The organism is Victivallis lenta, assembly GCF_009695545.1.
In the GTDB taxonomy this organism is placed as follows: Bacteria; Verrucomicrobiota; Lentisphaeria; order Victivallales; family Victivallaceae; genus Victivallis; species Victivallis lenta.
Window position 1 is genome coordinate 254,652 of the sequence record NZ_VUNS01000001.1, and the last position, 24,457, is coordinate 279,108.

General features: G+C 62.4%; 21 protein-coding genes. 12 read left to right on the top strand and 9 right to left on the bottom strand.

The window, feature by feature from the left end:
• Positions 1-3: 3 nt before the first annotated feature.
• The 10 genes from FYJ85_RS00995 to FYJ85_RS01040 all read left to right on the top strand — a co-directional run bounded on the left by FYJ85_RS00995 (position 4) and on the right by FYJ85_RS01040 (position 9,280).
• Positions 4-1,206, top strand: coding sequence for a chromate transporter (locus FYJ85_RS00995; protein WP_154416697.1), 1,203 nt, complete (start codon positions 4-6; stop codon positions 1,204-1,206).
• A gap of 75 nt (positions 1,207-1,281) precedes the next feature.
• Positions 1,282-3,528: a U32 family peptidase gene (locus tag FYJ85_RS01000; RefSeq protein ID WP_154416698.1), complete on the top strand. Its 2,247-nt coding sequence runs from the start codon at positions 1,282-1,284 to the stop codon at positions 3,526-3,528.
• Positions 3,529-3,559: 31 nt separating this feature from the next.
• Positions 3,560-4,495, top strand: a complete 936-nt coding sequence (locus FYJ85_RS01005) for an AAA family ATPase (RefSeq protein ID WP_106053173.1) — start codon at positions 3,560-3,562, stop codon at positions 4,493-4,495.
• 166 nt (positions 4,496-4,661) lie between these two features.
• Entirely contained in the window at positions 4,662-4,895 is a 234-nt protein-coding gene (locus FYJ85_RS01010) for a 4Fe-4S dicluster domain-containing protein (RefSeq protein ID WP_106055696.1), read from the top strand.
• Positions 4,892-5,959: a 3-methyl-2-oxobutanoate dehydrogenase subunit VorB gene (vorB, locus tag FYJ85_RS01015; RefSeq protein WP_206212908.1), complete on the top strand. Its 1,068-nt coding sequence runs from the start codon at positions 4,892-4,894 to the stop codon at positions 5,957-5,959. Before FYJ85_RS01010 ends, vorB begins: the two co-directional genes overlap by 4 nt.
• Before the next feature lie 5 nt (positions 5,960-5,964).
• Complete coding sequence (locus FYJ85_RS01020; protein WP_106055698.1) at positions 5,965-7,440, top strand: 2-oxoacid:acceptor oxidoreductase family protein; 1,476 nt, start codon at positions 5,965-5,967, stop codon at positions 7,438-7,440.
• A gap of 148 nt (positions 7,441-7,588) precedes the next feature.
• The gene (locus FYJ85_RS01025) at positions 7,589-7,906 is read left to right on the top strand and encodes a hypothetical protein (protein WP_154416699.1); all 318 of its coding nucleotides are present in this window, start codon (positions 7,589-7,591) and stop codon (positions 7,904-7,906) included.
• A 97-nt stretch (positions 7,907-8,003) separates the two neighbouring features.
• Positions 8,004-8,384: a hypothetical protein gene (locus FYJ85_RS01030; RefSeq protein ID WP_154416700.1), complete on the top strand. Its 381-nt coding sequence runs from the start codon at positions 8,004-8,006 to the stop codon at positions 8,382-8,384.
• Positions 8,385-8,499: 115 nt separating this feature from the next.
• Positions 8,500-8,835 (top strand): hypothetical protein, encoded by a 336-nt coding sequence (locus FYJ85_RS01035; RefSeq protein WP_154416701.1) that lies wholly within the window; start codon positions 8,500-8,502, stop codon positions 8,833-8,835.
• 19 nt (positions 8,836-8,854) lie between these two features.
• Positions 8,855-9,280: a hypothetical protein gene (locus FYJ85_RS01040; protein WP_154416702.1), complete on the top strand. Its 426-nt coding sequence runs from the start codon at positions 8,855-8,857 to the stop codon at positions 9,278-9,280.
• On the opposite strand, the gene FYJ85_RS01045 is transcribed toward FYJ85_RS01040, so the two are convergent.
• From FYJ85_RS01045 to FYJ85_RS01060, 4 genes are all read right to left on the bottom strand, one after another.
• Positions 9,269-10,165 (bottom strand): GRP family sugar transporter, encoded by an 897-nt coding sequence (locus FYJ85_RS01045; RefSeq protein ID WP_154416703.1) that lies wholly within the window; start codon positions 10,163-10,165, stop codon positions 9,269-9,271. The two genes, FYJ85_RS01040 and FYJ85_RS01045, sit on opposite strands and share 12 nt — an antisense overlap.
• Positions 10,162-11,178, bottom strand: a complete 1,017-nt coding sequence (locus FYJ85_RS01050) for a tRNA dihydrouridine synthase (RefSeq protein ID WP_154416704.1) — start codon at positions 11,176-11,178, stop codon at positions 10,162-10,164. Before FYJ85_RS01050 ends, FYJ85_RS01045 begins: the two co-directional genes overlap by 4 nt.
• Positions 11,179-11,182: 4 nt before the next feature.
• Positions 11,183-11,932, bottom strand: a complete 750-nt coding sequence (locus FYJ85_RS01055) for a sigma-70 family RNA polymerase sigma factor (protein WP_158703925.1) — start codon at positions 11,930-11,932, stop codon at positions 11,183-11,185.
• A 79-nt stretch (positions 11,933-12,011) separates the two neighbouring features.
• Positions 12,012-14,981, bottom strand: coding sequence for an AIR synthase-related protein (locus FYJ85_RS01060; RefSeq protein WP_154416705.1), 2,970 nt, complete (start codon positions 14,979-14,981; stop codon positions 12,012-12,014).
• Positions 14,982-15,214: 233 nt separating this feature from the next.
• Between FYJ85_RS01060 and FYJ85_RS01065 the strand changes: the two genes are divergently transcribed.
• Positions 15,215-17,404, top strand: a complete 2,190-nt coding sequence (locus tag FYJ85_RS01065; protein WP_106053182.1) for an alpha-galactosidase — start codon at positions 15,215-15,217, stop codon at positions 17,402-17,404.
• Positions 17,405-17,609: 205 nt separating this feature from the next.
• Here the strand turns inward: FYJ85_RS01065 and FYJ85_RS01070 are convergent, their stop codons facing one another.
• The 5 genes from FYJ85_RS01070 to FYJ85_RS01090 form a co-directional block, all read right to left on the bottom strand.
• The gene (locus FYJ85_RS01070) at positions 17,610-18,131 is read right to left on the bottom strand and encodes a DUF2062 domain-containing protein (protein WP_154416706.1); all 522 of its coding nucleotides are present in this window, start codon (positions 18,129-18,131) and stop codon (positions 17,610-17,612) included.
• A 257-nt stretch (positions 18,132-18,388) separates the two neighbouring features.
• Positions 18,389-19,978, bottom strand: coding sequence for a DUF1570 domain-containing protein (locus FYJ85_RS01075; protein ID WP_154416707.1), 1,590 nt, complete (start codon positions 19,976-19,978; stop codon positions 18,389-18,391).
• A 141-nt stretch (positions 19,979-20,119) separates the two neighbouring features.
• Positions 20,120-21,214 carry a sugar kinase gene (locus tag FYJ85_RS01080; protein ID WP_106053185.1) on the bottom strand — a complete coding sequence of 365 codons (1,095 nt, stop codon included), beginning with the start codon at positions 21,212-21,214 and terminating at the stop codon, positions 20,120-20,122.
• Between the two features lie 3 nt (positions 21,215-21,217).
• The gene (eda, locus tag FYJ85_RS01085; protein WP_154416708.1) at positions 21,218-21,874 is read right to left on the bottom strand and encodes a bifunctional 4-hydroxy-2-oxoglutarate aldolase/2-dehydro-3-deoxy-phosphogluconate aldolase; all 657 of its coding nucleotides are present in this window, start codon (positions 21,872-21,874) and stop codon (positions 21,218-21,220) included.
• A gap of 80 nt (positions 21,875-21,954) precedes the next feature.
• Positions 21,955-23,292 carry an MFS transporter gene (locus tag FYJ85_RS01090; protein ID WP_106053186.1) on the bottom strand — a complete coding sequence of 446 codons (1,338 nt, stop codon included), beginning with the start codon at positions 23,290-23,292 and terminating at the stop codon, positions 21,955-21,957.
• A 360-nt stretch (positions 23,293-23,652) separates the two neighbouring features.
• Between FYJ85_RS01090 and FYJ85_RS22885 the strand changes: the two genes are divergently transcribed.
• The gene (locus tag FYJ85_RS22885) at positions 23,653-24,456 is read left to right on the top strand and encodes an FAD-dependent oxidoreductase (RefSeq protein WP_206212909.1); all 804 of its coding nucleotides are present in this window, start codon (positions 23,653-23,655) and stop codon (positions 24,454-24,456) included.
• Position 24,457 lies beyond the last annotated feature (1 nt).

Consider the following 24,457-nt stretch of genomic DNA (forward strand, 5'->3'; position numbering starts at 1 on the left):
AGAATGGAATCGGAACTTGCAAACGTGCCGTTCGGCAAACGAATCCGGCTGCTTTTCTGGAACTTCTTCAAAATCGCGCTCTTCGTGGTCGGCGGCGGCTATGCGATCATCCTCGCGGCCGAGGAGATCTTCGTGCGGAAGCTGCGCTGGCTGAAGGACGGCGAACTGCTTGAAATGCTGACCGTGATCCAGGCCATTCCGGGGCTCACGGCCGGGAACGCGGCGATCTACGTCGGCTACCGCACCGCCGGACAGTGGGGAGCACTGGCGGCGCTGGTCGCCGTAGCGCTGCCCTCCTACATCATCATCTGCCTCGTGTCGCTCGGCTTCGGCGTGATCCCGATGGAGAATCTCTACGTGCAGGGCGCCTTCATCGGTGTGCGGACCGCGCTTTCGGCACTGACCATCGTCGCGATCGTCCGGCTCTGGCCGAAGGTCATCCGCGGCGCGATCGGGCTCGGCGCGGCGCTGTTCACGATCGAAGCGGTCTATTTCTACGCCGTGAATCCCGCCATTCTGCTCGGAGCGGGCATCGCGGTCGGCACGGCGCACGGCATCCGGCAGCAGCTGCGGAAGAACACCGTGAACACCGAAAGCGGCATGGCCGAAATCATAACGCTGTTTCTGCTTTTCTGCTGGTTCGGGCTGCTCTGCTTCGGCGGCGGCAGCGCTTTGATGCCCCTCTATATCCAGGAGCTCGTCGACTCGCGCCACTGGCTCACGCTGCACGAGCTCAGCGACTTCGCCGCGATCTCGCAGGTCACGCCGGGGCCGATCGGCGTGAATCTTGCGACTTTCCTCGGCTTCCGGCAGGGCGGATACTTCGGAGCGCTGATCTGCACGATCGGGCTCCTGCTGCCGAGCTACCTGCTGATGCAGCTCGCCTTGCGCTCGCTCGCGCGGTGGGAGGAGAGCCCGGTCGTCCGCGGCATCATGGACGGAATCGGCCCGGTCACGATCGGGCTCATGGCCGCCACGACGGTCATCTACCTCGAGCTCTCGCTCTTCACGGCTCCGCTGCCGTGGGCGTACCTGACCGAGCTCGCCACGGGGAAGCTCGAGGCTTATCACGGCCCGTTCCGGCTCTGCCTCGGCGCACTGCCGATCTTCCTCCTGTCCGGCTGGGTGCTCTACCGGAACAAATGCAGCATCATGGTCACGATCTTCGGCTCGGCGGCGCTCGGCGCGCTGCTCTGCCGAATTTGAGAAAAATTCGACGAACCCGCATTGATTTTTACGGAAGTTGCCATATAGTTAGAAAAACGGAAAGATTCCTGAAGAATGAAGATAACAACCAATTCCGGCGTTCGGCCGAATCCCGAACTGCTGGCGCCGGCGGGCAGTCCCGCCTGCGCGTTGGCGGCGTTTGAGGCGGGGGCGGATGCGATTTACGCCGGACTGGCCAAATTCAACGCCCGCGAGCGCGGCGAAAATTTCACGCCGGAACGCATGAGCCAGATCATCGCGCACGCCCACCGGCTCGGCCGGAAGGTCTACCTTACGCTGAATACGCTCGTCAAAGAGTCCGAGCTGCCCGAAGTGGCCGAAACGCTCGCGATGCTCGAGGAGACGGGGCCCGATGCGCTGCTGGTCCAGGACCTCGGCATCATCCGCATGGCGCGCGAATATTTCCCGAAGCTCGTGCTGCATGCCTCGACCCAGATGGGATTCCACAACTCAGCCGGACTCGAAGTCGCGGAAAAGCTCGGCGTAACCCGGGTCGTGCTCGAGCGGCAGATGACGCTCGAGGAGATCGCGGCGGTCCGCAGGTCGACGAAGCTCGAACTCGAGGTTTTCGTGCACGGCGCGCTCTGCGCCTCGCTTTCGGGAGCGTGCCTGTTCTCTTCGTATCTCGGCGGTTACAGCGGCAACCGCGGCAAATGCAAACAGCCGTGCCGCCGACGCTATTTCGGCAAAGGGGGCAACGGTTTCTTCTTTTCACCGCAGGACCTCTGCACGATCGAGCTGCTGCCGCAGCTGCGCGAACTCGGCATCGAATCGCTGAAGATCGAAGGGCGGCTGAAGCAGCCGGACTATGTGAAGCAGACGGTCGGCGCCTACCGGATGCTGCTCGACGCACCGCCGGACGAATTTGCGAAACGTCTCGGAGAGGCGCGCAACATGCTTTCGAAGGGGTGCGGCCGCAAATGGTCGCTCGGCTTCTACACAAAGGAGTCCGGCGACACCTTGATTTCGCATGATTCGCTCGGCGCGGCGGGGCAGCTTTGCGGCTCCGTCAGCGAGCTGCGTGAGAACGGCTTCGGTTTCACGACCTCGAAACGGCTGTTTCTCGGCGACCGCGTGCGCGTCCAGCCGCAGTCCGGCGACGAAGGGCCGGCATTGACCGTCACCCGGATGTTCGTCGACAACGAACCGGCCCGCAAGGCGCTGCCGGGACAGCGGGTGCTCGTGCTCTGCGACAAGCCGGTCGCGCCCGGCGGGCTCGTCTTCAAGATCGGCGAAAGCTTTGCGGATTACTCGAAGGAACTTGCGGCCCTGCCGCCGCCGCGCGAAAAGCTGAACCTCGCCTTGAAGCTCACGGCCTCAAAAATTGAAATCGAACTTACGAATGCGCCGTTCCCGCACTGGGAACGCGCCCTTTCGCTTCAGGCGGCCTCGTCGCGTCCGGTCACGGCGGAGACGCTCGAAAAGGAGTTCGCGGCGGCCGATTCGGAGCAGTTCGCGCTCGGCAGCTTCCGCTGCGAAATAGACGGCGGCTATTTTCTGCCGGCGAGTGAATTGAAATCGCTGCGCCGCGCCTTCTGGGACGAAGTGAAGAGCGTGCTCCGGCCCGGCAGCACCTTCCGGGAGTCCGCGGTCGGGCTGGAAAAGTTCCGCCGCGCCTATCTTGAGATGAAGCCGGCCTACACGCTGCCGGAGCACCTGACCGAAACCGTGGCGATGAAACCGAACGGCGCGGAGCCCGGCAACCGGAAGGCGATCCGCGCCTGCGGCGTTTTCGACTTCAACAAGCTGAGCAATGAAGCGATCCTGCCGGAGTTCTGTCCGGAGGAGAAGCTCGAGTCGGTGCGCCGGGCGGTCCGGAACGCGGCTGCCTCCGGCATCCGCCGCTTCCGGATCACCTCGCTCTACGCGCTCGCGCTGCTTGAGAAATATCGCGGGAACGAAATCATCGCCTCGCCGCCGCTGCCGGTCTGCAATTCGATGGCGGCGCTCGAACTTTCCCGCTTCGGCGTGACGCGGGCGACCGCGCACCTCGAACTCGAAAAGGAGTCGGTCGAAGCGCTGCGGGACAAATCGGTCCTGCCGGTCGAACTTTACCGCTACGGCCGGCCGGTTCTGCTCATCACCCGGGCGCGGATTCCGGCGGAAGGGGAGCTGCGGGACGCACGCGGCAACGGTTTTGTCATCCGCTTCGACAAGCGCAGCGGCCTCACCCGGCTCTACCCGCAGAAGATTCACTCCGTGCCGCGGCTGGCCGGAGTCTACGATTATTACGATTTGCAAAACGCTCACTGGAACAGTCAGGAGACCGGCACGTTCAATTATGACGGCAGCTGGTTCTGACGGGTTCCGCACAGGAAAGAGACAAGACAAAATGCCGACACCGATAGAAAAACTCGCAGTTGTTGAATCCGAGCTGAATCGGATCATCCGCGGCAAGGCCGATGTGATCCGCCATTTGCTGACCGCCTTCGTGGCCGGCGGCAACATTCTGCTCGACGATGTGCCGGGCGTGGGCAAAACCACGCTGGCCAAGGCGCTCGCCCGGCTGGTCGACGCGAAGTTCAGCCGCATTCAGTTCACGCCGGACCTGCTGCCGGCCGACATCACCGGAACCTCGATCTACAACCCGAGCACGGGGCAGTTCCAGTTCCGGCCCGGCCCGGTCTTCACGAACATCCTGCTGGCGGACGAAATCAACCGCGCCTCGCCGCGCACCCAGTCGGCGCTGCTCGAGTGCATGTGCGAGCATCAGGTTTCGCCGGACGGGCAGAGCCGGATTCTCGAAGCGCCGTTCATGGTCATCGCAACCCAGAACCCGATCGAATATCAGGGGACCTACCCGCTGCCGGAGGCGCAGCTCGACCGCTTCGCGATGCGCCTGACGCTCGGTTATCCGGATGAAGAAGCCGAACGCGAAATGCTCTACGACCGCCGTCACATCGACCCGCTCGAATCGCTGAAGCCCGAAATCAGCTGCCAGGAGGTGCTCGATCTGCAGGCGGACATGAAGAAGGTCGGCATGGAGGCGTCGGTCTCGGCCTATTTGCTCACCATTGTCCAATCGACCCGCCGCGATGCGCGGCTGACGCTCGGGGCGAGTCCGCGCGCCGCGATCCGCCTGGCCGACTGTTCGCGCTCGCTGGCCCTGATCAGCGGCCGCGAATTCGTGCTGCCGGACGACGTCCGCGAACTTGCACCGCTCGTGCTGTCGCACCGTCTCGTGGTCGATGCCAAGACCCGCTATGCCGGTGTGTCGGCGCAGGAGATCGTTGCGGAAATCGTTCAAAGCGTCAAGGTTCCGCTTTAAAATAGAACCGTACACAAACCGCTTTCCGCCGGGGAGAACTCCCGAAAACGCATTGCTGCAACGGCAGATGCGCTCTCCGGCGGCGGCGGAATTCCCGGAACAGCGGCGCCGGAAGCTTTGCGCCGAAGGTGCATCCGCCGGCCGGAAGAGAGAGGAGAACAGATTCATGAGTAAAAAAACCTTCGAGGTGCGGATCGCGCCCGATGAGTGCAAGGGGTGCGAACGGTGCGTCATCGCCTGTCCGCGCAGCGTACTCAAAATGGGTGTGCAGTTAAACAGACTCGGAGTCCCGTTCGTGATTCGGACGGAGCAGGAGTGCATCGGCTGCGGCGGTTGTTTTCTGACCTGCCCCGAGCCCGGTGCCATCACCGTCGTTCAGATCGAAAGCGCGGAGGCATGATGGACTACACGAATCGAATGCTGCTGAAGGGCAACGAAGCCGTGGTCTACGGCGCGCTGCTCGCCGGATGCGAATGCTTCTTCGGCTACCCGATCACGCCGGCCAGCGAAATCGCCCACACCGCGGCGCGCTGTTTCCCGAAGCTCGGGCGCACGTTCCTGCAGGCGGAGTGCGAGATCGCCGCGATCAACATGGTCATGGGCGCCGCCGCGAACGGCCGCCGCGCGATGACCGCGAGTTCGGGGCTCGGAATCAGCCTGAAGCAGGAGGGAATCAGCTATCTCTCCGGCAGCGAACTGCCCGCACTCGTGGTGGATATCATGCGCGGCGGCCCCGGGCTCGGCAACATCGGGCCGGAGCAGTCCGACTACAATCAGGTCGTCAAAGGCGGCGGGCACGGCAGTTACCGCTGCATCGTGCTCGCGCCGGCCTCGGCGCAGGAGATGTGCGACTTCCCGCGCCTCGCCTTCGAGCTGGCCGAAAAATACCGCATCGTCGTCTATCTGCTGACAGACGGCGTGATCGGCCAGACCATGGAGACGGTCACGCTGCCGGAGCCGCTGCCCGGCCGGGCGCCGATTCCGGAGTGGGCGCTCGACGTCACGAAGCCGCGCACGAACATGATCAGCTCGATTTTCCTCGAGCACGACGACCTTGAAGCCGTGAACCGGAAACTGCAGGCGAAATATGCCGCGATCCGCAGCGCCGAACAGCGCAGCGAGGAGTACAGAACCGAAGACGCCGAAGTCGTCCTGATCGGCTACGGCATCTCGGGGCGGCTCTGCCGCTCGGCGGTCGACGAGCTGCGTGCGAAGGGGATCAAAGCCGGGCTGCTGCGCCCGGTCACGCTCTGGCCGTTCCCGGTTGACGCGATCCGCAAGCAGACGCAGGCAAAGGAGTTCATCGCAGTCGAAATGAGCGACGGGCAGATGATCGACGACGTAAAGCTCGCGATCAGCTGCGACCGGCCGGTTCACCTGATCAACCGCATGGGCGGCAACATTGCGACCATCGACGAAATCGTGGCGCGGACCATCGCGGCCATCGGCGCGAAGGAGGCATGAGCATCATGAGCGAAAAAGTACTTTACGGCCGTTCCAACGGCTTTTTCCCGAGCTTCGAACGCCGTCCGGGGCCGGTCAAGACGAATATGCACTACTGCCCCGGCTGCGGCCACGGCATCCTGCACAAGCTCATCGCCGAGGCGATCGAGGATTTCGGAATCAAGGACAAGACGATCATCATCGCGCCGGTCGGCTGCGCCGTGTTCAGCTACTACTATTTCGACTGCTTCGGCATCTCGGCGCCGCACGGACGCGCTCCGGCGGTCGGAACCGGGCTCGCGCGGGCGAATCCCGACAACCTCGTGATCTCGTACCAGGGGGACGGCGACCTTGCCTCGATCGGTTTCAACCACATCCTGCAGGCCGCGAACCGCGGCGAAAACATGGCGGTGTTCTTCGTGAACAACGCGATCTACGGCATGACCGGCGGGCAGATGGCGCCGACCACACTGCCGGGCCAGAAGACCCAGACCAGTCCGCTGGGGCGCAGCGTCACAAGCGAGGGGTATCCGCTGAAGGTCTCCGAAACGGTCGCGGCGCTCGACGCGCCGGTTTACGTCGAACGCTGCGCGCTGTCGACGGTGCAGAAGATCCGCAAGGCGCGGCTCGCGATCCGCAAGGCGCTGACCAACAGCATCGAGCGGAAGGGGTTCTCGCTGGTCGAACTGCTCTCCGGCTGCCCGGTCAACCTGAAAATGGGCGCGCGGGAGATGAACGAATTCCTCGACAACCAGATGAGCCGCTATTTTCCGCTCGGCGTCTACAAGGATGCCGCCGAAAGCCGCGACCCGATCTCGAGGCCGGAGGGCATCTACGAGCCGACGGCGGTGCGCGAGCTGCTGTATCCGGTCCGGGTGGCGGACGGAGTCAGCGAATCGTTCCGCAACCCGTCGCGCATCTTCCAGTCCGAGCGGCGGATCAAGCTCTGCGGCTCGGGCGGACAGGGGGTGCTGAGTCTCGGTTACATGCTCGCCACGATGGGCAAGCTGCGGAACTTCAACGTCTCGTGGCTGCCGAGCTACGGCCCGGAGATGCGCGGCGGAACCGCGAACTGCTCGGTCGTGCTGAGCCGGAATCCGATCGGTTCCCCGGTGGTCGACAAGGAGTGCAACCTTCTGATCGCGCTGAACCAGCCCGCGCTCGAAAAGTACCTGCCGACGCTGAAGCGGAACGGCATCCTGCTCTACGACGAGTCGAACGGCAGCTGCCCGGAAGAGGTGCAGGAGCGGGTCATCTACACGCTGCCGGCCTCGGATCTCGCCAAACAGCTCGGCGACCTGAAGTATGCGAATTCGGTGCTGCTCGGGGCCGTGGCGGTCATGATGTGCGACCTGTTCCTCGACGACGAGGACAAGGCCGATTTCGACCGGGTCTTCGAGGAGGCGATCATGGACTGCTTCCACGAGAAGGAGCACGTGGTCAAGAACAACATCAAGGCGTTCTACATCGGCAAAGCCAATGCGAGGCGCATCCGCAACTGAGCGACGCCGGGGCGGGAGGAGTTTTTCCTCCCGCTTTTTTTCGCAAAAAAATAAAAAAAACGATAAGAGCGGGCGGCATTCACACGTCATAACAGCAGAATGTCTCCGGAACGGCGGAACATTTGATGAAACAGGAGGGAATGGACCCATGTTTATTCTGACTTTGCTGATCGCCATTATTCTCCAGGCCGGCATCGCATTCTGCGTCTTTTTCTTCGGGTCGAAGCTGACCCGGCAGCCATTGACATGGGGCGAATCGCTGACGGTGGCGCTGGTCATGTCAGCTTGCTCGATTCTCCTTTCGTTCGCGGGAATCCTGGGGCTGGCGGGAACGGCCTTCGTCACCCTTTCACTGCTGATCAAATGGTGCGACTGCGAGGTCAGCCCGAGCCTCCTGCTGATGCTCGGCGCGATGTTCGCTCCGTTTTTCATCCATTTGGCGCTGCGTTCCTGCATCGCCGGCTGAGGTCAGCTCCGGGAGAATTCATGAAGTGCCATCACCGCGAACCGCATGACCAGCAGGCCCGCCGGAAAAGGGGATCGGGCCGGGAGGACAACCGAAAATGAATCCGTTCCCTCTGCTTGTTCAAAGTGGTCTTACTCCCCTCTATCTGCTGATTCTGTACGGCGTCATCAGTTTCCCGCTTTTCTTTTTCGGTTCACTGCGGACGGAGCGGCCGCTTTCGTGGAAGGAAGCGCTGGCGGCGGCGGCCCTGCTCGCCTTCCTGGTGATGCTTTTTTCCATTTTTCATTCCAGTTCCATCTATCTCCGATCACATTATTACCGGATTCAGTTTGCCGGAATCATCCTCCCGGCTTACGCAGTCCTGTCGCTGCTGATCAAAAAATACGATTGCGACGTGGTCCCGAGCCTGCTGATGGTGCTCGGCGGGCTTTTCCTGCCTTTGCTGATCCTGATGTGGCTCATATCGCTGTTTCATTAACATTTGGAGGATATTCGCATGACCGCCCCATTGTCTCCGGCCGCCTCTCCCGCTTACACCGAAACCGCGTTCCGCTTCGCCCCGGAATCCACTTCTCATAGCCGGAGCTGACAGGATGCGGGAATTCACCAGTTCGATCATGTTGCTGTTTTACCTGACCGCCTTCTTCGGAGCGTCGTTCGCCGCCGGCGCGTTCCTGCTGCGCCGCTGCGGGAAAAAATTCAATCTGGAATTGAGCCGGAAACGGGTGCTGCTTCTCTCCGGCACGGGGATTCTCGGTCACCTGATTCCGCACACCTTCGGCGTCATCGGTGTGCTGCTGCTCCTTCTGCTGCTGACAAAATGGTGCAAGATCAGGTTCCGGCCGGCGCTGATACTGACCGCCGCGGTCTGGGCAGTTCAGTATGCGCTGTTCTGGATCGTCTATTTTCTTCTTTTTTATCGTCGCTGAACAGAGGGAGAATCTCTTCATGGCCGCACTGTTCTCCGGTCCGGGAGTATCACCGACAGTTCTGCAGCTTTCGCTGTTCGCAATCCGGCTCCTGTTCGGGTTTGCCTGCCTGCATGAATCCACCCGGAAATGCGAAAATCCGCTTTCCGCCGGAGCGGCATTTCTCATCGCCCTGATTTTTGCCGCATTCCTTCTCATGATCCCGATGTTCTACGGCCTTCTGATCGCCCTCACACTCGGAACCATGTTTCTTGTCCGCTGGTGTCAGCTCGGGCTTTTCATCAGCATCGCAATACTATGGACGATCTACATCGGCTCCTGGGCAATTTATCTTTTTATCCGGGAAACTTCTCCGGGCCTGACCGCCGTTATCGGAATTGCCCTGGCCGCCGTCTATTCGGGGCTGCTCTATCTCTTTCGGCAACGGGAACGATCAGAGCAGTGAAACCAGGACAAGCCCGAGAATGACCATGCCGATGCCGCAGAGCTTGACCGGGTAGCGCGGTTCGCGCAGCAGGAAGATCCCGGCCAGCACGCCGAACGGCAGGCTCAACTGCCGGAACGCCTGAATATAGCTGACGTTGCTCACGAAACGCATCGAAAGCAGGATCAGGACGTAACAGCCCGACGCGCAGAGCCCGCAAAGCGGCGGGTAAACCGATTTCAGGAACAGCTGCCGGAACGCAACCCGCTCACGCGGCCGGCTCCGCACATAAAAGCCGAGCCCGATCACAATCATCGACTCGATGCCGAACAGATAAGCGCCGCTCTGGAACAACGCAGCCCCGACCTGATTTTCCAGGTACGGAACCGCCATGCTGTCGAAAACCGTGTATCCGGTGGTTCCGGCGGCGGCAATCAGAATCGCGGCGACGGCCGGGGAAAGATAGCTCTTCAGCCGGAATTCGCGCAGGCTCCGGAGCGGCAGCAGCAGGCAGCCGACCGAAATGACCAGCATACCGAAAAGCGCTCCCGCACCGGGCGCCCTGCCGAGCCCGAACAGCAGCGTGACCGCCGCAGTCATCAGCACAGGCAGCGCCCGCGCCAGCGGGTAAGCCATCGAAATGTCGCTGCGGCTGTAAGCCCGGAAAAGCCCGAGGAAATAGATGCACTCGCACATCCCGCTCGCCAGAAAGCAGAGCCAGAAGCGCCACGGCAGGGCCGCAGCATCCAATCCCGAAAACAGCAGCATCGGAAAACAGAGCAGCACGGAGGTCATCGAAGCGAGCATGTAAAAAGCGGCCGACGGCCGTTTGCTCTTCGAAATGAAATTCCAGCTCGCATGCAGGATCGATGCGCCGAACACCAGAAAAAACGCGGTCCAGGTCATTCCGCCGCACTCTCCTCGCGACGCAGCCGGCGCTCCGCGCCGGGGCGGCTCCAATAAGTCTCGGAATGGGCGGCCGGAACCGCCTCCAGAAATGCGTCGAATTCGGCTTTCGTTCCCAGAAACGAGATGCGCGAGCGGATTTCACTGTGAAAGCCGCGCCCGCGGAAATAGTCGTGCAGGATCTTCCGGGCGATCCGCATCGCGGGCTCCTCGCCGTACAGGCCGATCATTTCGCCGATATGCGCGCGCATGAGTTCCAGCCACTCCGCGATCGTCGGCGGACGGTAGGCGTCGCCCTCGGCAAGCTCGCGAAACAGCCACGGATTCCCCATCGCACCGCGCGCGAGCATGACCGCGCCGCAGCCGGTTTCGCGCCGGATCTCATCGTATTTTTCCCGTCCGGTCACGCCGCCGTTCGCCACGATCCGCACTCCCGGCAGCGCTTCGCGGACCTGCCGGATGATGCCGTAGGCGACCGGCCCGGCATAAAACGCCTCCTTGATCCGGCCATGCACGGTGATCGCCTGCGCGCCGAGCTCCGCCAGCCCCTTCGCCAGCGCCAGCGTCGGAGCCGGGTCCTCCGCGTCGACAATGCGGATCTTGGCCGACAGCACATGCTTCGAGCGCTCCCGGAACAGGGAGAAACAAGCCAATGCCCGGTCGATATGCCGCCCGAGCTCAGCTCCGGCCCCCTTCTTCGCAACTTTCGGAACCGGGCAGCCGAGATTGAAGTCGAGCACGTCGAACTCGTATTCGTTCAGCACGTCGAGCGCGATTTTCAGATGCTCCTCGTTCGCGCCGACCAGCTGGACGCCGAGAAACGGCTCGTCGCCGCCGCGCAGCAGCATCGACTCCGATCGTTTCCGGGCATAGGCGAGCGACGCGGCATCGACCATCTCGGTAAAGGCGTAAACGCAGCCGCACTTCCGTGCCGCCCGGCGGTAAGGCAAATCAGTATAACCCGAAAGAGGCGCCATCAGCAGCGCCCCTTCCGGATACGGGAACAAACTCATTTCATCACTTCATTTTTATGATCTGCTGCTGCAGCTTCCGCAGCGCCTGATTCTGAATCTGGCGGACCCGCTCGTTCGTGCAGCCGATGATGGCGCCGACCTCTTCGAGCGTGCGGACCGGTTCGCCGTCGAGCCCGAACCGCAGGCGAAGCACCTGCTTCTCGCGCTCCGGCAGCGTCTCGAGCAGCGCGAGCAGCTGCTCGACGTCCTCGAGGTTGATCAGTTCCTGGTCCGGGCCCGGTGCGGTCTCATCATAGACGAACTCCATGAATTCGCCGCTCTCGGACTCCTCTCCGGAGACCGGCGCATTCAGCGAATGGACCTCGACCTGGTTGCTGCTGCGCAGCCGCTGGATCGTCGCGACCGGAAGCTTCGCCTCCGCGGCCACCTCCTCGTCAGTCGGTTCGCGCCCGAGCTTTTCGGTCAGCTCCTTCGCCACTTTGCGGATTCGCCGCCAGTTGATCTGCGTGCCGATCGGAACCCGCACCGTGCGGGCCTGCTCGGCGATCGCCTGGCGGATCGCCTGTTTGATCCACCACGCGCTGTACGTGCTGAAACGCGCACCGCGCGACGGATCAAACTTATGGGCCGCGGTGATCAAACCGCGGTTCCCCTCCGAAACCAGGTCCTCCCAGGACAGGCCGCGCCCGAGAAAGTCGTTCGCAATCTTCTGCACCAGTCTGAGATTCTGCTCGATGAGCGCATTGACGCGCTCTTCCTCAGTCTCCTGCTTCGTGCCGGTATTCTCCTCCATTTCCGACCTCGCTTTCCTGAGTATATGCGGGGAATCTTCCGGAACCTCCGTCTCCGGCGCCTCTCCTGAAAACTCCCGGTTAGATGGAATCGAGCGTGCCCTTATACTCCTCGAGCAACGCATCGAGTGCAATCGTCTTCCTGCCGTTCCTGGAACGAAGAATCAGTTCGTTCCGCATCGTGACCGTCCCGATCAGGGCGCAGGTCACGCCTTTGAGCTTCTCCTCGAAAGCCGCGCGGTTCGCCGGCGGAACCGTCGCAACGAACCGGCTGTTCGACTCCGAGAAAAGCTTCTCAAGATCGCTGCAGTTCTCGGCCGGAATCGCGTCAAGGTCGATTTCGAGCCCGAGACGGCCCGCCATCGCGGTCCGCGCAAACGCCACGGCCAGGCCGCCCAGCGCCGGCGTGGTCAGCGAATGGACCAGTTCGGCCTCCGTCGCAGCCGAAACCGCCTTGTAAATCGCCTTCGCCTTCCCGGCGTCAACCTTCGGAACGTTGTTGCCGAGCGCGTCGAGCATCGCGAAATATTCGCTGCCGCCAAGCTCGGGACGGGTCATGCCGATCACGTAAACGAGGTCGCCCGGCTGCTTCGCATCGGGCGTCACCGCCTTCGACACGTCGTCCATCTTCGCAATCATGCTGAACAGGAGCGACGGCGGAATCGAAATCTTGCGTCCGCCGCGCGTGCTGTCGTTCTTCATCGAGTCCTTGCCCGAGATGCACGGAACCAGAAACGCCTTCGTGTAGTCTGCCAGTGCCTGATTCGCGCGGACCAGCTGCGCGAGCTTGTATTCGCCGTCCGGCGTCTTCTCGCTCCGAACCGGATCCGGCCAGCAGAAGTTGTCGAGGCAGGCGAGCCGGTCGAGTTTGCCGCCGACCGCGATGACCCGGCGGATGCCGAGATCGATCTCGCTCGCCGCCATGTGGTAGGTGTCGATGTCGCTGTAACGCGGCAGCAGAGCCGACGAGAGAATGACGCCCTCGGTCGACAGCGGTTCGATCATGGTCACCGTCGCATCGCCCTGAACGTCGCGGAACTTGCCGACGAACGGCTTCACGACGCTCAACCCCTTCACCTCGTGGTCGTACTGGCGCGCCTTGTATTCGTCGGAACAGAGATTGAGCCGCCCCATCATCTTCACGAGGTCTTCGGCATAGTCGCGCGTCGAGAGATCCGGCTCCTCGAACTTCGGCGCCTTCCAGACCGCCTTCAGGTGCATCTGCGGCAGGCCGTCATGCATGAATTCGAGGTCGAGCAGGCAGACGGTCTTGCCGTCGTACTGCATATGGAACTTGCCGTCATCGGTAAATTCGCCGAGGACCGACACTTCGACGTCGCGTTCGGCCGCGAGCGCCTTGAATTCTTCGATCTTTTCGGGCGGAACCGCGAAGCTCATGCGCTCCTGCGCCTCCGAAACCAGAATCTCCCACGGCTGAAGCCCGGCGTACTTGACCGGCGCCTTCGCAAGATCCATGCGGCAGCCGTTGCAATGCTCGGCCATCTCGCCGACGCTGGACGAAAGGCCGCCCGCGCCGTTGTCGGTGATAAAGCGGTAGAGCCCGCGGTCGCGCGCTTCGCGGATGAAATCGCCGAGCTTCTTCTGGGTGATCGGGTCACCGATCTGCACGGCCTGCACGGGACTGTCCTTATGCAGCTCCTCGCTTGAGAAGGTCGCGCCGTGGATGCCGTCCTTGCCGATGCGTCCGCCGCCCATGACGATGAGGTCGCCCGGCTCGATCTTCTTGGTCCAGCCCGGAACGCCGTTGACCGCCTTCGGCAGCGTGCCGACCGTGCCGCAGTAAACCAGCGGCTTGCCGATGTAGCGCGCATCGAAATACTCGAAGCCGTTGCCGTACGGGATGCCGGACTGGTTGCCGCCGTCGATCACGCCCTTGTGGACGCCGTCGCGCAGCCGCCGCGGGTGCAGCAGCCCCTCCGGCACATCCTTGTCGTCGGTGAACGGCGAACCGAGGCAGTAGCCCCAGACGTTGATCAGCAGATCGGCCCCCTGCCCGGTGCCGAGCGGATCGCGGTTCACGCCGACGATCCCGGTCATCGCGCCGCCGTACGGGTCGAGCGCCGACGGGCTGTTGTGCGTCTCGACCTTGTAGACGAGATCGACCTTGTCGTTGAATTTGATGACGCCGGCGTTGTCCTTGAAGACCGAAACGAGGAAGTCGACCTTTTCGCCGATCTCCTTCGTGCTCTTCTGGATGAAGGTTTTGTAGCAGGAGGTGATCTCCTGCTTCTCGCCGGTCTCCTCGTCCGTATAATCGACCTTTGCGGCGAAAATCTTGTGTTTGCAATGTTCGCTCCAGGTCTGGGCGATGACTTCGAGCTCGACGTCGGTCGGGTTCTTCCCGAGACCGTACTCCGCGCGGTTCTCCGCCTTGCGGAAGTAGTTCTGGATCGCCTTCATCTCGTCGAGCGACAGCGCGAGAATGCCCTTGCGGCTGATCTCCATAAGCTCGTCGTCGGAGACTTCGAGATCGTACTCGCGCACCTTCACGTCGTTGACGGCGGTCACAAACGGCAGATTCATCGGAATCCCGTCGGCGACCTCTTCGCCGGAGAGCACCCGGACGGTCTGGATCAGCTCATTCGCCAGCAGCTTCGACGCGATCGTCCCGGCCTGCTCCCGCGTGAGTTTGCTGCCGTAGAACAGATATTCTGTCGAGCTGAAGACGGCCTCGTCCTCGCCGAGCTTCCGGCCGAGGATATCGCCGACGGCGGACTTGGCCGAGCGGCCGACATTGTCAGTCACGCCCGGACGGAAACCGACCGCAACCAGATATTCGCACTCCGGAAGCTCCTGGAAATTCTCGGATTTCGCAGCCGTAACCCGCCACCCCTGAAGCACCGGATTGTAAAGAAGTTCCGCAACTTTCTGCGCTTCCTTTTCCGTAATATCGGCCGCAATCGTGTAGATATCGCGGGTCCAGACCTTCTCCACCGGGAAGCCGAAGAATTTCTCGATCTGCTTCTTCACGCCCTCCCCGCGGGCGTCGCGCCACTGCGGCAGCGGCGAAATTTCAATCCTGTAATTCATTGTAAACCGGGCCTTTCAATCAGTTGCATCGTCATGGGGGTAATTTACACCCGAACTCGTCCGGATACAAATTCGTTCCGTCATTTTTTCGGCATTCCGCCCCCCGGCGGAAGGACGGCGGTAAAATGCATCGGCACAATGTGCGTCAAGCGCTTGAAAATCCGGATTTTCCGGGGTATATTACATAAATTTTTTTGTATATCAACATCATACACTCATACAGAGGAATCGCCATGCCGATCACATTCAATGAAAAAAACCGGGTGTTCAAGCTCGACGCGGGGAACTCCACCTATGCGTTCCTGATTGAGCCCAACGGTTATATCGCCCATCTCTGCTACGGCGGAAAAATCGACTCCGACGCGCTCGAATACCTGTACCGGCCGATGGACCGCGCCTTTTCGCCCGCCGCGCCCGGAACTCAGGCCCCCGAATCGCGCGACGTGATTCCGCAGGAATTCGGCACGAACGGCATCGGCGACTTCCACGCCCCCGGCGTCATCGTCCGGCAGGAGAACGGCCATACGGTCACCGACTTCAAATACCGTTCCCACAAGATCTACAAGGGCAAGCCGACCCTGGAGGGGCTGCCGGCCACCTTCGGAGCCGACGGCGAAGTCGATACGCTCGAACTCTCGCTCCACGACGCTGCGAGCGATGTCGAATTCATCCTTCTTTACAGCACATTCACGAAATACAACGCGATCGCCCGGGCGGCGAAAGTCGTGAACCGCTCCGGCGAAACCGTCCGGATTGAGAAGCTCTCCAGCGCTTCCGTCGATTTTCCGGGCGCGGATTTCGAGCTGCTGCACCTCCCCGGCGCGTGGGGGCGCGAACGCGCCGTCGAACGGCGGAAGCTCTCTCACACCCGCACCGTCATCGAGTCGGTGCGCGGACTTTCGAGCCATCAGCAGAATCCGTTCTTCGCCCTCGCCGCCCCGCAGACGACGGAGACGGCCGGCGAAGCCTACGGCATCACGCTGCTGTACAGCGGCAACTTCGCGGCGGAGCTGGAGCTCGACCAGTTCAACCTGCTGCGCGCCCAGATCGGCATCAACGAACGCACCTTCGAGTGGGTCCTCGCTCCCGGCGAGAGCTTCACTGCTCCCGAGGCGCTCCTCGTCTACTCGGCCGACGGCCTCGGCGATATGAGCCGCACCTTCCACAATCTCTTCCACGATCACCTGATCCGCAGTTACTGGAAGGACCGCAAGCGGCCGATCCTGGTCAACAACTGGGAAGCGACTTACTTCAACTTCAATGAAGAGAAGCTCCTCGCCATCGCGAAGGATGCGGCCGATCTCGGCATCGAGATGCTCGTGCTCGACGACGGCTGGTTCGGCAAGCGCGATGACGACCGCACCAGCCTCGGCGACTGGTTCGTCAACGAGTCGAAGCTCAAAGGCGGGCTCGGCCGGCTCGTCAGCGAGGTCAACAGACTCGGGCTCAAGTTCGGGCTCTGGTTCGAACCGGAGATGATTTCGCGCGACAGCGAACTCTACCGCGCGCATCCGGACTGGTGTCTGCATGTGCCGGGCCGCGGCGCTTCCGAGGGACGCAACCAGCTTGTGCTCGACATGTCGCGCCCGGAGGTGGTCGACTACCTCTTCGGCGTCATCACCGGCATTCTCGACAGCGCGAACATCGAGTACATCAAATGGGACGCGAACCGCCATCTGACCGAAGTCGGCTCGGCCGCGGTCCCGCCCGAACGCCAGAAGGAGATCGCGCACCGCTACGTGCTCGGCATGTACGAGCTGCACGAGCGGCTGCTGAAGCGTTATCCGAAGCTCCTCATCGAAGGGTGTTCCGGCGGCGGCGGCCGGTTCGACGCGGGCATGCTCTACTATGTTCCGCAGATCTGGACCAGCGACGACACCGACGCGCTCGAACGGCTGAAGATCCAGTACGGCACGAGCATGCTCTATCCGTGTTCGACCATGGGCGCCCATGTTTCGGACTGCCCGAACCACCAGACCGGCCGCACGAATCCGTTCCCGACCCGCGGCATCGTCGCGCTCTCCGGAACCTTCGGCTACGAGCTCGATCTGAACAAAATGACGGAAGAGGAGCGCAGCTTCATCCGCGAGCAGGTGGCGGCCTATCATAAATACAACCGTCTCGTCACCGGCGGAGATTTCCACCGGATCACCGATCCGTTCGATCCCGCCACGGTCGTCGTGATCTGGGAGCACGCCGCCCGCGACCGCTCCGAGGCGCTGGTCACGATGGTCCAGCCGCGCAACATCCCGAACGGCCCGGTCTTCCGCTGCCGCCTGCGCGGACTCGATCCGGCGGCGGTTTACGAGCTCGAGCAGACCGGAGAGCGCTTTACGGGCGAAATGCTGATGCAGGCCGGCTTCCACGTTCCGCGCTTCGACCGCGACGGAGGCGCCGCCCTCTACCATTTCAGGCGCATCTGATCCTGCCCGGAACCGGAGCGGTCCGTCCGAAAAACGCCGCCCCGGCTTCCGGCGCCTGTCCGGCATTCACGGAACGCCGCACTCTCCCTTCCGGACAGAAATCCGCGGAGGGGGGGGAACCGGACTGCCTTCAGCAAGTCCCCGCCATCGGGCAAGCATGGGTTGCGGCGGGTGGAGCCGCAGCCGCACGGAGCGCCGCGCTCCGTTATTCAGCTTTCGTTTTTTCCGCTTTCTGCGCCATGCGCTTGGCTTTGAGCGCCGCCTTGATGCGGCGATAGCGCACAACCAGATGGTACACGCCGAAGTAGGTGATCGGCGTACAGACCGCCGCCAGCAGGAAGCCGCCGATGAAGAAGGAGGCGATCAGGTCGCCGCCGAGATGCAGGAAACCGGAGAAATCCAGCTTGACGATCCCCCGGGCCGCCTTCTCCGTCGCCTCCCAGGTCAAATCGCCGCCGATGATCTTGTTGCCGACCCAGCACTGGGCCGGATAAATGAAAAGCACCGTAACCGGATTCGTGATGAACGTGCCGAGCGCCGCACCGATCTTCGAGCCGCGCAGAACGAACGAAAGCGGAATCGAAATCACCAGCTGCGCGGACATCGGAATCACGCAGCCGATGAACATGCCGATCGCCCAGCCGCGCGCAATATAAGAGGGAGACCCGTCGTCCCGCACGATTTTGGCATACAAGTAGATCAGCTTCCGCTTCCAGTGATGCGCCATGAATCCCCCCTCTTTCCATTCAGAAATTTTCTTAATATAGCCGCAGTTTCCCGAAATACCAGAAGAAATCCCAAAAAAGCGGCAGATTCCACTCCGGGACCTGACTGTTCTGCGGCTGCCCGGAATCGCGTTCACGCTCCCCGCAAGGCGGATTTCAAACAGTTCCGCGACTCCCCGCGAACTCAGCTCGACACCATGCAGAAAACGGTTCGTCCCGAAGCGGAGGAGCTGAGTGGACAAGGCGCTCCATCAATCCGTCATCGGCGCGAACCGACCGCCGCGCCCCGTCCGGCCGGCGGCGCAGCCGGAGCCGCCGGCGGCTGGTAGCGGATCGACTGACGAATCAGGTTCGAATCGTTCCAGAACCGGCTCAGATCCCTGCCGAGCTGCTGCAAATCGACGCCCTCCCAGGCGGCGGCGTTGGCCGCACCGGCATCCCGGGTCTCGACCAGTTTGTCGTAGTAGCGGACCGGAATCTGCGCATACTCCGGTTTTCCGGCGACCGGCGCGCCCTTCCACAGATAGTAGACGAGCGCCTGCGCAAGCGGGTAGTTCACGTTCCGCTTTTCGCCGTAGAATTCGGTACGGTCCATTTTGACCAGCGCCGCAATATCGTGAACCCGGTCGCCGTCGAACAGAGCGGTCAGCGTCCGTTCGATGTATTGCGGCAGCACAACGATCCCCTTTCCGGTACGGAATTCGATCCCCTCGAAAAACTGGGCCGTCCCCTCGTTGAACCACATGCCGGCCTGCGCCTCGCCGGTCGCAAAGTACAGATACTGGTGGAACCCCTCGTGGAACGCAACCTGCCGCATGATCATCTGCTGGACCGAATCGCGCGCGCCGCGGTCCAGCGGAGAGATGACCAGCTCCCGTCGCGCAGGCGTCCAGATGCCGCCCGACCACTGCATGTCGGCGCCGACATACTCCTTGTACTGGTCGCGCTTGTTGAAGATGCGGACCACACTGACCGACTGAAGCGGAATCTTGAGCGGGAAATAGTCCGCAAACACCTCCCGGGCATTCTCGAGCTCGGTGCGGAGCCGGGTCATGGCGCGCCGGTCGGTCTGGTTCGAGACGAAAATATAGTTGTCGGTCTCGACATACCACCAGTCGCGGAAATTCCGGATGCTCTGAATCACCCGCGCCCGGCTCGCCTCATACTCCGGCGTCCCCTTTTTCCGGTTCCCTTCGGCCAGAGAGACGGTTTCGCGTCTCGGGGCCACGAACTGCACGCTGCCGAGCGTCTGCCGGATCACGCGCTCCGCACGGTCGTCGAACCGGCTTTTTTCGATGGAGAACAGGAGCAGGACCTTCCGCAGCGGATCAGTCCGGGGAGAGAGCAGATAGGCGACCTGATGAGCGCCGTCCCTCTCCTCCAGCTCGTAAACCTGCGCCGAACAGCCGTACAGCGATTGGGAAAACGGCTTCACCTCAAGCACTTCGGATGCGGCGAACTGCCGGACCCACTTTTTCATCTGCTCCTCCGGCAGCTCCCGGTCGAGCTCGGTGAATTCGGCGAGGAGCTCGCTTTCGGGCTTCAGCTCCGGCTTCTCGAACGGAGCGATGGTCACCGTGCCGACCCGGATGACGCAGCTGTCGTTGAACCAGACTCCGGCGGTCTGCCGGAAACGCCAGTATTCGTGATTGCTGAGCAGCTTCGCGCCGTCGCCGCGACGCTCGGCGCGAATCGCCGGCATCGGCAGCGGCATCGGCTTCATCTCCCGGAAGGCGCGGAAACGCAGTCCGACCGCCGGCAGCGAAACCGGGCTGCCGAGCGTGATCGGCGGCGGCGCGGCCTGACAAAGTGTCGCCAGCAGGAGAAAACCGAACAACAAGCGTTTCATGAGCTCTTCCTTTCGAAAATGAATCTGCACTTACCTGTTCAATAAGACGCTTCCGCCGCCTCAATCTTACCGGCAATAACGAAAAACCTCCGGACGGACGCTGCTTGCGGCCAACCGGAGGTCGTGTTTCCGATGCGGATTTTACCGGTCGACGCGGGCGCCGCCGCCTTTCATGAGTTTCTGAACCTCGTCGAAGGTCGCCATCGAAGTGTCTCCCGGCGTGGTCATGGCCAGCGCGCCGTGCGCCGCGCCGCAGTTGACCGCGTAGTCGACGTCTCCGGTGGTCATAAGCCCGTAGATCAGGCCCGAAGCGAAGCTGTCGCCGCCGCCGACCCGGTCGAAGATTTCGAGGTTCGGGCGGTGGACCGCCTCGGCGAATTTGCCGTCCTTCCAGGCGATCGCGCCCCAGTCGTTGCAGCTGGCGGACTTGACAGCGCGCAGCGTCGTGGCGACGACCTGGAAATTCGGATAGAGTTTCACGGCCTCTTCGATCATCGCCCGGAAGCTCGCGGTGTCGAGCTTCGAGAGATTCGCATCGACTCCCTTGACCTCAAGCCCGAGGCAGGCGGTGAAATCCTCCTCGTTGCCGATCATGACATCGACGTATTTCGCAATCTCGCGGTTGACCGAACGGGCGCGCTCGACGCCGCCGATCGCCTTCCAGAGGCTCGGGCGGTAGTTCAGGTCGTAACTCGTGATCGTGCCGTACTTCTTCGCAATCTTCAGCGCTTCGATGACCACATCCGGCGTCGTATCCGACAGGGCCGCGAAGATGCCGCCGGTGTGGAAGTGGCGCACGCCGCACCTGCCGAAGATATACTCCCAGTCGATATCTCCGGCCTTCAGCTGCGATACCGCCGTGTTGCCGCGGTCGGAACAGCTCTTCGCGCCGCGGCAGCCGAAGCCGCGCTCGACGAAGTTAAGGCCGTTGCGGACCGTCCTGCCGATGCCGTCGTACGGCACCCACTTCACGAAATCGGTCGCCACTCCGCCCTGCAGGATGAAATCCTCGACGAGCCGGCCGACCGCATTGTCGGCAAACGCGGTCACGACCGCGGTGCGCAGCCCGAAGCAGCGGCGCAATCCGCGCGCGACGTTGTATTCGCCGCCGCCTTCCCAGACGGTGAAGCTGCGGGCGGTGTGAATCCGCCCCTCGCCCGGATCGAGGCGGAGCATGATCTCCCCGAGGCTGAGTTCGTCAAAACGGCACTCTTCGGCTTTCTTATACTGCAGCATGGCTTATTTTCCCTCCTTGAGCGCGACCGCCTGCTTCACGGTCTCGCGGATCTTGTCCCAGTTCCCGGCCGCGATGTCGTCGGCCTTGCCGAGCCAGGTGCCGCCGACCGCGACGACCTCCTTTACGCTCAGATACTCCATGACGTTCGCGGTCGTGACCCCGCCCGTCGGCATGAAGCGCACGCCGAGATGTTTGTACGGCGCAATGATCGACTTCAGCATCTTGGTTCCGCCCGCGGCTTCGGCCGGGAAGAATTTCAGGAAGCGGCAGCCGAACTCCATCGCCTGCTCGGCCTCGGACGGCGTGCAGACGCCGGGCGCGAACGCGAAATGGCTTTCGACGGCGGCGCGAACCACGGTCGGGTTGAAGCCCGGTGCGACCGCGAATTTCGCGCCCGAATCGAACGCCCGCTTGAGATCCGCCACATTCAGGATCGTCCCGGCGCCGAGATAGAGCTCCGGAAAACGCTCCGACGCCGCCTTGATGATCGAAGCCGCCGCCTGGGTGCGGAAGGTGATCTCCGCCGCCGGCAGCCCGCACTCCGACAGGACTTCGCACATCTTGAGGCCCGTGTCGAGATCGTTCAGCACGAGCACCGGCACGATGCGGATCTTCTCCAGCTGCGCGAGAACCGTGTCGCAAACCATCGAAAAACTCATTTTCAACTCCCTGTTTCAGTCTTGAAACCGTTACATACGGTCACTTTCGTTCCTTACAGAATATACGCTTTCCCGCGCGATTATGCAAGATCCCGCCCCGGATTTTCAGCCGTAAATTGTTCCGGCGCGTTCAATGAAGCGAGTCCCCGAACGCGGCAGAAAAGAAGGCTCGCCGCCACGCCGGCCGTGCCGGAGAGCAGGAACATGACCGCCATGCCGGAACCGGGTCCTCCGCCGACGATATGTTCCAGCAGCTTCGCCCCGGCGGAGCCGCCCGCCATGAACGGCTCGAAAACCCGGTCGGCGAGCAGCCCTCCGGCCAGATAGCCGAGCGGCATGGTGCCGAACTGCAGGGCGCTGCGCAGCGCGAAAATCCTCCCCTGCATCGCGACCGGCACCTTCGCGCGGAAGATCGCAAGATCGCAGGCGATGACGAACGGCAGCGGCAGGTTTCCGAGCAGGGCGGCCGGAATCCAGAACGCGAGGCTGCGCCCGGCCGCGAAAAACGGGTCGCCGGCCAGGAACGAGACGGCGCAGCCGAGAAAGATGACCCGCACCCTGTTCCGCGGCGGCGGCAGCAGCGCGACGAGGCAGCCGCCCGCGATGCCGCCGGCGCCGATCACGGCGTTCACGATGCCGAGCATGAGTTCGCTTCCGCCGGTCCGCGCGAGAATCATGGCCGGAAGAATGCTGAAATAGCTCAGCGACGCAAGCAGATTCACCTGCGCCATAAAGACGAGCAGCGTCAGCAGCGGCCGATTCCGCCGCAAAAAGCGCCACCCCTCGCGGCATTCGGCGAAAAAACGGAACGCGCCGGAATCCGCCGGCCGCCGTTCCGGAACAGGGACCGCCAGAGCCAGAGCCGCAAATGCGAAAACGAATGCCGCGAGATCGACCGCCAGCACCGAAGCAAGTCCGCCGAAAGCCAGAAGTGTCGCCGCCCCGAGCGGCGCGGCGACCGCCTGCACCGAATCCGCCAGCGACTGAAACCCGCCGACCCGCGTATAATATTCGGGCTTGACCAGCAGCGTCACGGCAACATTCGAAGCCGGACGCTGGAACGCGTTGGCCAGCCCGATTCCGAAATTGATGCCGTACAGGAACGGAATTTCGAGCCGGTCCGCCGCATGCAGCAGCAGGACCGCGAGCGTGCAGCAGGCCGCAGCGGAGTCGGCCGTCAGCATGAGCGCCTTTTTCGGCAGACGGTCGACCAGCGGTCCGGCGAAAAAACTCACAAGCGTATACGGAATCGCGGCGGAGGCCGTCAGCAGCGTGACGGCCGTTGCGCTGCCGGTCTCCCGATAGGCGTAAATCACCAGCGCCAGCGCGGTCATCGCGCTGCCGATCTGGGAAAGCGACTGGCTGAACCAGAGAATCAGAAAGACCCGGAGGTCACGAAGATAAATAGAAATATCCATAAGACTTTGCTCATTTTGACGACTGAATCATTGCGGGAAAGGACGAGCAAAGTCCCGGCGGGAACGGTCAGACGAGCTTTCGGACTCCATGCGAACCGTCGTCGCGGCGGGACTTCGCATGGAGCTCGGCAAGGCAGAGCGGTTTCCGGACGCTTCTCATGGAGGGTTTCCTTCTACTGTTTCATTTAAAATAAGCGTTTTCCGGCCGTTTTCAAGAAATATACGCGGGATTTTCCGAAAAAATCGCGGCATCCCGCGGTTCCCGGAGCAAAGTGTTTCATCCGGTTGAAAAACGGCACGGGCGGTCTATATTGAACCGTATCCGAAAATCATTTCACTGAAAAAACGGGAGTTTTCATCATGGTCAGTTGCGACACCCTGATCCTCGGAAGCGGGTGCTGGAGCGCCGGGGCCGCGCTCTCCGGCCGCGGCTCGCTCCTTGTGGTCGACCGCGGCGCGGTGATCGGCGCCGAATACTTCGACACCTTCCGCCCGACCTCCGGCTGGAAAAGCGAACTCAAATCCGCCGAGGCGCGCGAGCTCTACCGGGCGATGGCCGACCGCGGCGGCATCGACGGCGAGCGCAGCGACAGCTATCTGCTCGCGCCGTTTCTCTACAAAATGCTGATTCCGCACCATTCGAAGTTCCGGCTCTGGACTGAAACCGTGTCGATCCGGCCCGACGGCGACGGCTTTCTGGTCACGCTCTTCGACGCCGACGGCAGCGAAGAGATCCGCGCCGGACGCATCATCGACACCACGCCCGACTGCATCAGCAATCCGGACTTCGGCCGCGCCAACCGGAAAAACGCCGCCCTCGCCGCAGCCGTAATCGCCCCGGCCGCGGCTGACCTCATGCGCGAATGGCGGCCGGCCGACGGAACGCTCCGGCCCGGCCGGACCGCGGACGAACTCTTCTTCACCGTCCCGGTCGGCGCGGACGACAGCTGGCCGGAATCCCGCGAAAAACTCCTGAAGGCGTGGAACCGCCGCCGCGAGATCTTCTTCCGGAGCTGCAAAATCGCCTCCATCGCCAAACAGCGGCAGGTCGAGGTCCGCGAGGACGACCATTGCTTCGCGCCGAATCACCACTACTTCAACGCCGGCCGGTTCGCCAATCCGCTCAGCGCCGTCGACGCCGGCATCAGCTTCGGGAGGGCCTGAC

Excerpts from the sequence above, each read along its gene's own strand:
- FYJ85_RS22885 (WP_206212909.1), top strand. The coding sequence starts at position 23,653 with ATGGTCAGTTGCGACACCCTGATCCTCGGAAGCGGGTGCTGGAGCGCC.
- FYJ85_RS01045 (WP_154416703.1), bottom strand. The coding sequence starts at position 10,165 with ATGACCTGGACCGCGTTTTTTCTGGTGTTCGGCGCATCGATCCTGCAT.
- FYJ85_RS01075 (WP_154416707.1), bottom strand. The coding sequence starts at position 19,978 with ATGAAACGCTTGTTGTTCGGTTTTCTCCTGCTGGCGACACTTTGTCAG.
- FYJ85_RS01060 (WP_154416705.1), bottom strand. The coding sequence starts at position 14,981 with ATGAATTACAGGATTGAAATTTCGCCGCTGCCGCAGTGGCGCGACGCC.
- FYJ85_RS01025 (WP_154416699.1), top strand. The coding sequence starts at position 7,589 with ATGTTTATTCTGACTTTGCTGATCGCCATTATTCTCCAGGCCGGCATC.
- FYJ85_RS01010 (WP_106055696.1), top strand. The coding sequence starts at position 4,662 with ATGAGTAAAAAAACCTTCGAGGTGCGGATCGCGCCCGATGAGTGCAAG.
- FYJ85_RS01000 (WP_154416698.1), top strand. The coding sequence starts at position 1,282 with ATGAAGATAACAACCAATTCCGGCGTTCGGCCGAATCCCGAACTGCTG.
- FYJ85_RS01020 (WP_106055698.1), top strand. The coding sequence starts at position 5,965 with ATGAGCGAAAAAGTACTTTACGGCCGTTCCAACGGCTTTTTCCCGAGC.
- FYJ85_RS01050 (WP_154416704.1), bottom strand. The coding sequence starts at position 11,178 with ATGAGTTTGTTCCCGTATCCGGAAGGGGCGCTGCTGATGGCGCCTCTT.
- FYJ85_RS01065 (WP_106053182.1), top strand. The coding sequence starts at position 15,215 with ATGCCGATCACATTCAATGAAAAAAACCGGGTGTTCAAGCTCGACGCG.
- FYJ85_RS01030 (WP_154416700.1), top strand. The coding sequence starts at position 8,004 with ATGAATCCGTTCCCTCTGCTTGTTCAAAGTGGTCTTACTCCCCTCTAT.
- eda (WP_154416708.1), bottom strand. The coding sequence starts at position 21,874 with ATGAGTTTTTCGATGGTTTGCGACACGGTTCTCGCGCAGCTGGAGAAG.
- FYJ85_RS01090 (WP_106053186.1), bottom strand. The coding sequence starts at position 23,292 with ATGGATATTTCTATTTATCTTCGTGACCTCCGGGTCTTTCTGATTCTC.
- FYJ85_RS01055 (WP_158703925.1), bottom strand. The coding sequence starts at position 11,932 with ATGGAGGAGAATACCGGCACGAAGCAGGAGACTGAGGAAGAGCGCGTC.
- FYJ85_RS00995 (WP_154416697.1), top strand. The coding sequence starts at position 4 with ATGGAATCGGAACTTGCAAACGTGCCGTTCGGCAAACGAATCCGGCTG.
- FYJ85_RS01035 (WP_154416701.1), top strand. The coding sequence starts at position 8,500 with ATGCGGGAATTCACCAGTTCGATCATGTTGCTGTTTTACCTGACCGCC.
- FYJ85_RS01040 (WP_154416702.1), top strand. The coding sequence starts at position 8,855 with ATGGCCGCACTGTTCTCCGGTCCGGGAGTATCACCGACAGTTCTGCAG.
- FYJ85_RS01070 (WP_154416706.1), bottom strand. The coding sequence starts at position 18,131 with ATGGCGCATCACTGGAAGCGGAAGCTGATCTACTTGTATGCCAAAATC.
- FYJ85_RS01005 (WP_106053173.1), top strand. The coding sequence starts at position 3,560 with ATGCCGACACCGATAGAAAAACTCGCAGTTGTTGAATCCGAGCTGAAT.
- FYJ85_RS01080 (WP_106053185.1), bottom strand. The coding sequence starts at position 21,214 with ATGCTGCAGTATAAGAAAGCCGAAGAGTGCCGTTTTGACGAACTCAGC.
- vorB (WP_206212908.1), top strand. The coding sequence starts at position 4,892 with ATGATGGACTACACGAATCGAATGCTGCTGAAGGGCAACGAAGCCGTG.